Annotated in this window: 5 protein-coding genes; 2 read left to right on the plus strand and 3 right to left on the minus strand. The window is 71.1% G+C overall.

Going from position 1 to position 7,924, the window contains the following annotated elements; genetic code table 11:
- Positions 1-130: 130 nt before the first annotated feature.
- Complete coding sequence (gene tmk / locus ABZ749_RS23795; RefSeq protein WP_357231301.1) at positions 131-2,230, minus strand: dTMP kinase; 2,100 nt, start codon at positions 2,228-2,230, stop codon at positions 131-133.
- Between the two features lie 307 nt (positions 2,231-2,537).
- Here tmk and ABZ749_RS23800 point away from each other — a divergent pair, with 307 nt between their 5' ends.
- A complete protein-coding gene (locus ABZ749_RS23800) occupies positions 2,538-3,743 on the plus strand; it encodes an amino acid deaminase/aldolase (protein ID WP_357231289.1) in 1,206 nt (401 codons plus the stop codon).
- Between the two features lie 50 nt (positions 3,744-3,793).
- Here ABZ749_RS23800 and ABZ749_RS23805 read toward each other — a convergent pair whose 3' ends face one another.
- Positions 3,794-4,399 (minus strand): TetR family transcriptional regulator, encoded by a 606-nt coding sequence (locus ABZ749_RS23805; RefSeq protein WP_357231292.1) that lies wholly within the window; start codon positions 4,397-4,399, stop codon positions 3,794-3,796.
- Between the two features lie 226 nt (positions 4,400-4,625).
- Between ABZ749_RS23805 and ABZ749_RS23810 the strand changes: the two genes are divergently transcribed.
- A complete protein-coding gene (locus ABZ749_RS23810; protein ID WP_357231295.1) occupies positions 4,626-5,942 on the plus strand; it encodes a D-arabinono-1,4-lactone oxidase in 1,317 nt (438 codons plus the stop codon).
- Between the two features lie 48 nt (positions 5,943-5,990).
- On the opposite strand, the gene ABZ749_RS23815 is transcribed toward ABZ749_RS23810, so the two are convergent.
- Positions 5,991-7,924 (minus strand): DNA topoisomerase (locus ABZ749_RS23815; RefSeq protein ID WP_357231298.1); only part of this gene is annotated, 1,934 nt, incomplete at its 5' end.

A 7,924-nucleotide genomic window follows, 5' to 3' on the forward strand; every position in this document is an offset into this window, starting at 1 on the left:
CCGGTGAACGCGGCCGGGGCGACCGGGCGGACCAGGGTCGCGTTGATCGCGGTGGTGACCGCAGTCAGGACGAGCCGCAGCTCGACCACCGCCTCGTCCTGGCCGACGAGGTCGGCGAAGACGTCCGGCATCAGGTCTTGTGCTCCATCGTCACCAGCTCCGCGTCGGATAACTCAGGTTGCACCGAGGTGTCCGGGCCCTGCGCCGGTCGCGGGTGCACGATGCCACCCGGCTTGCCGAGCATCTCCTCGACCCGCCGGACCACCAGCCCGGTGATCTCGTCGGCCGGCCGGGACGCGTCGAGCACCAGGTAGCGCTTCGGGTCGGCGGCGGCGAGGTCGAGGAACGCGTACCGGACGCGCTCGTGGAAGGCGACCGACTCGGCCTCCAGCCGGTCGGTGCCGGTGTTGCGCGAGGCCACCCGCGACAGACCGGTGCGCGGTTCGACGTCCAGCAGCACCACCAGGTCGGGCTTGAGCCCACCGGTGGCCCAGGAGGAGAGCCAGGAGACCTCGTCGACGGGCAGTGTCCGGCCGGCGCCCTGGTACGCCAGGGACGAGTCGACGTACCGGTCACTGATCACCACGCCGCCCCGAACCAACGCGGGCCGGACGACGGTGGCCACGTGGTGCGCCCGGTCGGCGGCGTAGAGCAGCGCCTCGGCCCGGGGGGAGGGCGCGTCGTCGCCGGAGGTGTCCAGCACCAGCGACCGGATTCGCCGGCCGACGCCGGTGGCCCCCGGCTCGCGGGTGACCACTACCTCTCGGCCGTGACCGCGCAGCCGCTCGGAGAGCGCGGCCAGCTGGGTGGACTTCCCCGCGCCCTCGCCGCCCTCGAAGACCACGAAGAGCCCGGCGGAGACGAACGGCTCGGCGGGCATCAGCGGACGGCCCCGGATGGAGCCCCACAGGTCGGCGAGGACCGGAACGCCCTTCTTGTCGTCCATCTGGCCGAACGCGCTGATCCCGGCGAAGATGCCGGCGGCACCGGCGGCGAGCAGCAGCAGTCGGGTGGAGGAGACGGAGATGCCGAGGTCGGCGATCTCCAGCTTGCGCGAGCCACCGACGCCGACCAACACGCTGCTCAGCCCGATGGCCAGGATCAGCACCAGTCGGGTGCCGATCTGCACCACCGCGAAGACCCGGCCGCGCACCTCGTCGGCCACCTCCCCGCCCAGCAGCGTGGTGCCGGCCAGGAAGGCCATCCCGGCACCGGCGCCGACCAGCACCGCGCCGACGATCGCCATGGACAGGTGGATGGCGAAGGCGAGGGTCATCACCGCGGCGCTGGCCAGCACGATGCTCATGCCGAACCAGCGACGCCGGGACATCTCCTTGACGACCATCGGGCCGAGCCCGATGCCGAGCGCCAGGCCGACGAAGATCGCGCCGAAGAGCAGCGAGAACGCGGCATCACCGGCGCCCAGTGAGTTGGCGAAGAACTTGGCGGTACCGACCACGATGCCGCCGCCGGCGAACGCGCCGAAGATGCCCAGCACCAGGCCGCGGACGAGCGGGGTCTGGCCGATGTACTTCCAGCCCTCGGAGAACTGCCGGAACATGCTCTGCTCGGCACGCTCCGCCTCGCCGCGTTGCGCCTCGCTGATCTCCTTGATCCCGAACGCCACCACCAGTGCGGTGGCGAGCCGGGAGAAGGCGTTGAACCAGAGTGCGAGCTGGGCCGGCTCGGCCCAGGAGGGCAGGTCGCCGCCGACGGCACCACGGACGCCACGGTCGAGCACGGCGAGGCCGATGGCGGCGGCGACCGGGGTGAGGCCGTAGGTGGTGATCAGGGTGAGCTGGTTGGCCGCTTCCAGCCGGGCCCGCGGGATCAGGTTCGGGACCGCGGCCTCCTTGGCCGGAATCCAGAGCAGGGTGAGCGACTCGATCAGGAAGGTGGCGATCAGCGCCCAGCCGACCACCAGGCCGCCCGCGGCCCCACTGAGGGCGTAGAGCGGAATGGACGCGAAGAGCACGAAGCGCAGCAGGTCGCAGATGACCATCGTCCAGCGTCGGTCGAACCGGTCGGCGAAGACGCCGGCCACCGGGCCGAGCACCAGCGCGGGTAGCAGCCGGATCGCGGTGACCCCGCCGAACGCGGCGCCCTGGGCGGTGCTGCCCTGCACCTGCGAGGCGGCGAAGAGGGCGGTGGCCAGCAGGCCGAGCCAGTCACCGAAGGAGGCCGCGCCAAGCACGATCCAGAGCCGGCGGAACGGCCGGATGCGCAGCACGGACCGGATCGCGGCATAACCGGACGGATCAACCTGACCGCCGTTGGGCTGCGTGGCGGCGTTGCCCGACTGGTCACCCGAGCGCGACACGCCGGGCGACTCGCCGCTGTTCTGGCTTTCGATGGCCGTACCTCCACGTGCCGGCCCATCGCTGGGCACCTCCGGTGCAACACTCTAGACCCGGTGGGGGCCACCCCCCGGGCGACATTCTCCTGCTCGCTGAGCCTAGGCCGCCGGAGGTACCGACCGCAGCCCGGACGTACGCGAGGGTATTTCGCATTTTCCGTCAGACAGTTAGCGTGCACACGTGGCCATCGAAAGCGACAAACTTCGCGAGCGCCTGGATCGGGCGACTGCCCACCTCGACCCCCCGTACGCGGTGGTCGACCTCACCGCCTTCGACGCCAATTCGGCCGCCCTGGCCGACCGCGCCGCGGGAAAACCGGTCCGGCTCGCCAGCAAGTCGGTCCGCAGCCGGGAATTGATCGGTCGAGCCCTCGCCCGGCCCGACTGGCAGGGCGTGATGGCCTTCACACTGCCCGAGGCGATCTGGTTGGTCCGCGCCGGCGTCAGCGACGACGTGCTGGTCGCGTACCCGAGCGCCGACCGGGCCGCCCTCGCCGAGCTGGGCGCCGACCAGACACTCGCCGCCGCGATCACCCTGATGATCGACAGCGCCGGCCAACTCGACCTCATCGACGCCATCAAGGCCCCGGGGCAGCGCGCCGTGCTACGGCTCTGCCTGGATCTGGACGCCTCCTGGCGACCGCTGCGCGGGGTGCACGTCGGCGTCCGCCGCTCACCGGTGCACAGCGCCCGGGCGGCCGGCGCGCTCGCCGCCGCCGTCGCCCGTCGGCCCGGCTTCCGGCTGGTCGGGCTGATGTCGTACGAGGCGCAGATCGCCGGCCTGGGTGACGCGCCGCCGGGCAAGACGCTGCTGGCGGGCGCGATCAGGCTGGCCCAGCGCGGGTCGTACCGTGAGTTGCTGGCCCGCCGTGGCGCGGCGGTCGCCGCGGTACGCGAACACGCCGACCTGGAGTTCGTCAACGGCGGCGGCACCGGCAGCATGGCCGCGACCAGCGCCGATCCCGCGGTAACCGAGATCACCGCGGGATCGGGCCTGTACGGGCCGACGCTGTTCGACGCGTACCGCGCCTGGCGGCCCACCCCGGCGGCGTTCTTCGCCTGCGCCGTGGTCCGCCGACCGACGCCGGAGCTGGCGACGGTGCTCGGCGGTGGCTGGATCGCCTCCGGCCCGGCCGCCGACAGTCGACTGCCCCGGCCGTGGCTACCGGCAGGGCTGAAGCTGGTCGGCGCCGAGGGCGCCGGCGAGGTGCAGACTCCGCTGTCCGGAGCGGCGGCAGCCGGGCTGCGCGTCGGCGACCGGGTGTGGTTCCGGCACGCCAAGGCGGGTGAGCTGTGTGAACGGGTCAACGAGCTGCACCTGATCGAGGGCGACACGGTCGTGGCGACCGTCCCCACCTACCGGGGTGAGGGGCAGGCCTTCCTCTGAGATCGGACAACCGCCCCCACCGCCGGCCGGGGCCGGCGCCCCACGCCGACTCAGGCGGGTTGGGGCGCCTCGGCCTGCTTGCCGACTGCGGACCGGCCGCTGTCCGGGCCGTCGACCTGGCGGTGCAGGTACTCCCGGATCAACGCCTTCGCCTCCAGCAGCACCCGCTCGTCACCGTCGGACTTCCGACGGAACGCGAGCTTGATCAGCGCGTCCGCCGCCTCGACGGCGATCTCCAGCACGAAGCGCAGCTTGGGCACGTCGGTAAGCCCGAAACGCTCGGTGAGCACCCGGGCCAACTGGTCGGCGATCACGCCGTTGTTGTCCCGCTGCTCGTCGAGCAGGTGCAGGTCGACCACGTCGCCGAAGTGCAGGGTACGGAAGCCGGGGACGGTGCGGTGCATCGTGATGTACTCGTCGATGCCCGCGTCGACGCCGTCCCACCAGTGAGTCATCTCGTCGGAGGCGAACCGCTCGTCGAGGCGCTGGAGGTAGGACTCCATGGTCCGCAGGGTCAACGCCTGCACGATGGCTCGCTTGTCCGGAAAGAACTGGTAGACCGACCCGATCGCCACCTCGGCCCGCTCGGCGAGCAGGGTGGTGGTCAGCCCCTCGTACCCCACCTCGTCGACGAGTTCGGCGCAGGCATCCAACATGCGCTGTACCCGCGCGACACTTCGACCTTGCACCGGTACGCGGCGCAGCGGCCCGGTCGTGGCGGCTGGTGTGGACACTCTGCGCCACCCCCCTTCGACGGATGAACATATCTCCACGTCACGAGTCCGTGACTACCGGTACAACGAGCGGATCGCAATTGCGGTATTTACCAGCTAGAACGTTCCTGATATGAAGTCAGTTCATATTCATGAATGAGGAGCGCGCATGGTCCGCACCGCACCGCTCGGGGCTGGATGGTCCAACTGGGCCGGGAACCAGCGTGGCAGCGCCAGCGCGATCCTGCGCCCCGGCTCGCCGACCGACGTCGTAGAAGCCGTCAGATCTGCCGCCGACGACGGCGGCCGGATCCGGGTGACGGGCAGCGGCCACTCGTTCACCGCCGTCGCGCTCGCCGACGACCGTCGGATGGACCTGTCCGACCTGGACACCACCGTCAGCGTGGACGTCGCACACCGACTGGTCACCGTGCCGGCGGGCATGACCCTGCACACGCTCAACGGCCTGCTCGCCCGGCACGGCCTCGCGCTGCCCAACCTCGGCGACATCGACGCGCAGACCGTCGCCGGGGCGATCTCCACCGGCACCCACGGCACCGGAGCCGGCTACGGGTGCCTCTCCACCTTCGTCGAGGCCATCACACTGGTCACCGGCACCGGCGAGGTGCTGCGCTGCTCCGCCGACGAGCATCCCGACGTCCTCGCCGCCGCCCGGGTGTCGCTCGGCGCGCTCGGCGTCCTGGTGGAGGTGACCCTGCGTTGCGTGGACGCCTTCGTCCTGCGCGCCCACGAACGACCGGCCGAACTGGCCGACGTGCTCGGCGAACTACCCGAGCTGATCGGCCGACACGACCATGTCGAGTTCTACTGGTTCCCGTACACGGCCCGGGTCCAGGTCAAGGCCAATGACCGGGTACCCGCCAACGACCGGCCGCTGTCCCGCTGGCGCGGCTGGTTGGACGACGACTTCCTGCCCAACCGGGTCTTCGCCGGCGCCTGCCGACTCGGCCGGGCCGTGCCCGCGCTGGCCCCGGGGATCAGCGCGGTGTCCGTCCGCGCCCTCAGCGAACGGCAGTACACCGGACGCTCCGACCGGGTCTTCTGCACGTCGCGCCGGGTCCGCTTCGTGGAGATGGAGTACGGCCTGCCCCGGGAGGCGTTGCCCGAAGCGCTCGCCGCGCTCCAGCGGATCGTGGACGGCCTGCCGTTCAAGGTGCTCTTTCCGGTGGAGGTGCGATTCACCGCCGCCGACGACATCTGGCTGTCGCACGGCTACGGCCGGGACAACGCCTACATCGCCGTGCACCAGTACGTCGGCATGCCGTACGAGCCGTACTTCCGGGCCTTCGAGCAGGTGGCCGCCGGGCTGGGCGGTCGCCCGCACTGGGGCAAGTTGCACTACCGCGACGCCGCCTCGCTGGCCACCGCGTACCCCCGATTCGCGGACTTCCAGGCCGTCCGCGACCGGCTCGACCCCCACCGCGTCTTCGCCAACCCCCACCTGAAGCACGTCCTCGGGGTCTGACGGCTCACGTCGGACCGACGCGTGACGATCAGGTGACCCGAGGCGTGGTCAGTCGGTGTTGGAGGCGGCCTTGCGCGGGGCGGCCTTCTTCGCCGGAGCCTTCTTCGCCGCCGTCGCCTTGGCAGTGGTGGTCTTCTTCGCGGCCGTGGACTTGCTGGCGGCGGCCGTCTTCTTGGTGGCCGTCGCCTTCTTCGCGGGCGCCTTCTTCGCCGCCGCCTTCTTCCGCGGCGCCGGACCCTTGGCCCGCTTCTCGGCCAGCATCTCGGACGCTTCCTCGATGGTCAGCGCCTCCGGCGTCTGCCCGCGCCGCAGCGACGCGTTGAACTCCCCGTCGGTCACGTACGGACCGAACCGGCCGTCCTTGATCACCAACGGCTTCTCGGTCGCCGGGTCCACGCCCATCTCGCGCAGCGGCGGTGCCGCGGCTCGCCGTCCACGGGCCTTCGGGGCGGCCAGCAGAGCCAGCGCCTCGTCCAGACCGACGGTGAACATCTGGTCCTCGGACTCCAGCGAACGGAACTCCTCGCCCCGCTTGACGTACGGGCCGTAGCGACCGTTGTTCGCGAAGATCTCGACGCCGTCCGGCGCGACACCGATCAGCCGGGGAAGGCTGAGCAGCTTGAGCGCCTCCTCCAGGGTCAGCGAGTCCGGGGTCTGCGTACGCAGCAGCGAGGACTTCCGCTCGCCGCTGGACACGTACGGGCCGAACCGGCCGGACTTGAGCACGATCGGCTCGCCGGTGCCGGGGTCGTCGCCGAGCTTGCGCTCGCCGCTGCCGCCCAGGAACAGCTCGTGCACCTTCTCCGGTGTCAGCTCGTCCGGGGCCAGGCCCTCGGGGATCGGCGCCCGGTCACCCTGGGTGCCGCCCTCCTCGCCCTCACCGGAAGCCGCGGCCGGTGCCGGCTGCTCGCCGCCGGGCAGCTCCCGTTGCAGGTACGGCCCGTAGCGGCCGACCCGCACGACGACCTCGCGACCGTCGTCGTCGGTGAAGAGCGGGATGGAGTTGACGCTGCGGGCGTCGATGTCGTTGAGGTTCTCGGTGACCAGCTTCTTGAGCCCGCCGGAACGAGCGATGTCCTGGTCGCCGGCACCGTTGGAGCTGCCGAAGTAGAACGCCGTGAGGAAGTCGACCGCCGCGTGGTCACCGCCGGCGATCTCGTCCAGCTCGTTCTCCATCGTGGCGGTGAAGTCGTAGTCGATCAGGCGGGGGTAGTGCCGCTCCATCAGCCCGATCACCGCGAAGGCCAGGAAGGTCGGGATCATCGCCTGGCCGCGCTTGGTGACGTACCCCCGGTCCTGGATCGTCTGCATGATCGACGCGTAGGTGGACGGGCGGCCGATGCCCAGCTCTTCCAGGGCCTTGACCAGCGACGCTTCGGTGTAGCGCGACGGCGGCTGGGTGTGGTGGCCCTGCGCGGCCAACTCGTCGGCGGTCAACCGCTGGTCCTTGACCAGGGTGGGCAGCCGACGCTCGGCGTCCTCGGCCTCGGCGTTCTCGTCGTCGCTCGACTCGACGTAGGCGCGCAGGAAGCCCGGGTCGGTGATGGTCTTGCCGGTCGCGCCGAAGTCGGCTTCCTCCTGCGAGGTGGAGACCGCCCGGATGCGCACCGACACGCTGGAGCCGACAGCGTCGGTCATCTGCGAGGCGATGGTGCGCCGCCAGATCAGCTCGTAGAGCTTGAACTCCTCGGCGGACAGCTCCTTGGCCACCTCACCCGGGGTACGGAAGTTGTCCCCCGCCGGGCGGATCGCCTCGTGCGCCTCCTGCGCGTTCTTCACCTTGCCGGTGTAGCGGCGCGGCTCCGGCGGAACGCTGCGCTCGCCGTACAGCTCGACGATCTGTCGGCGGGCCGCCGAGATGGCGGTCTCCGACAGGTTGACCGAGTCGGTACGCATATAGGTGATGTAGCCGTTCTCGTACAGGCGCTGCGCGGTACGCATCGTCTGCTGCGAGGACAGGCGCAGCTTGCGGGCCGCCTCCT

Origin of the sequence: Micromonospora sp. NPDC047753, assembly GCF_040642735.1 — a bacterium.
Taxonomy (GTDB): Bacteria; Actinomycetota; Actinomycetes; order Mycobacteriales; family Micromonosporaceae; genus Micromonospora.

Coding starts and splice junctions, on each gene's coding strand:
- ABZ749_RS23805 (WP_357231292.1), bottom strand. CDS start 4,399: ATGTTGGATGCCTGCGCCGAACTCGTCGACGAGGTGGGGTACGAGGGG.
- ABZ749_RS23810 (WP_357231295.1), top strand. CDS start 4,626: ATGGTCCGCACCGCACCGCTCGGGGCTGGATGGTCCAACTGGGCCGGG.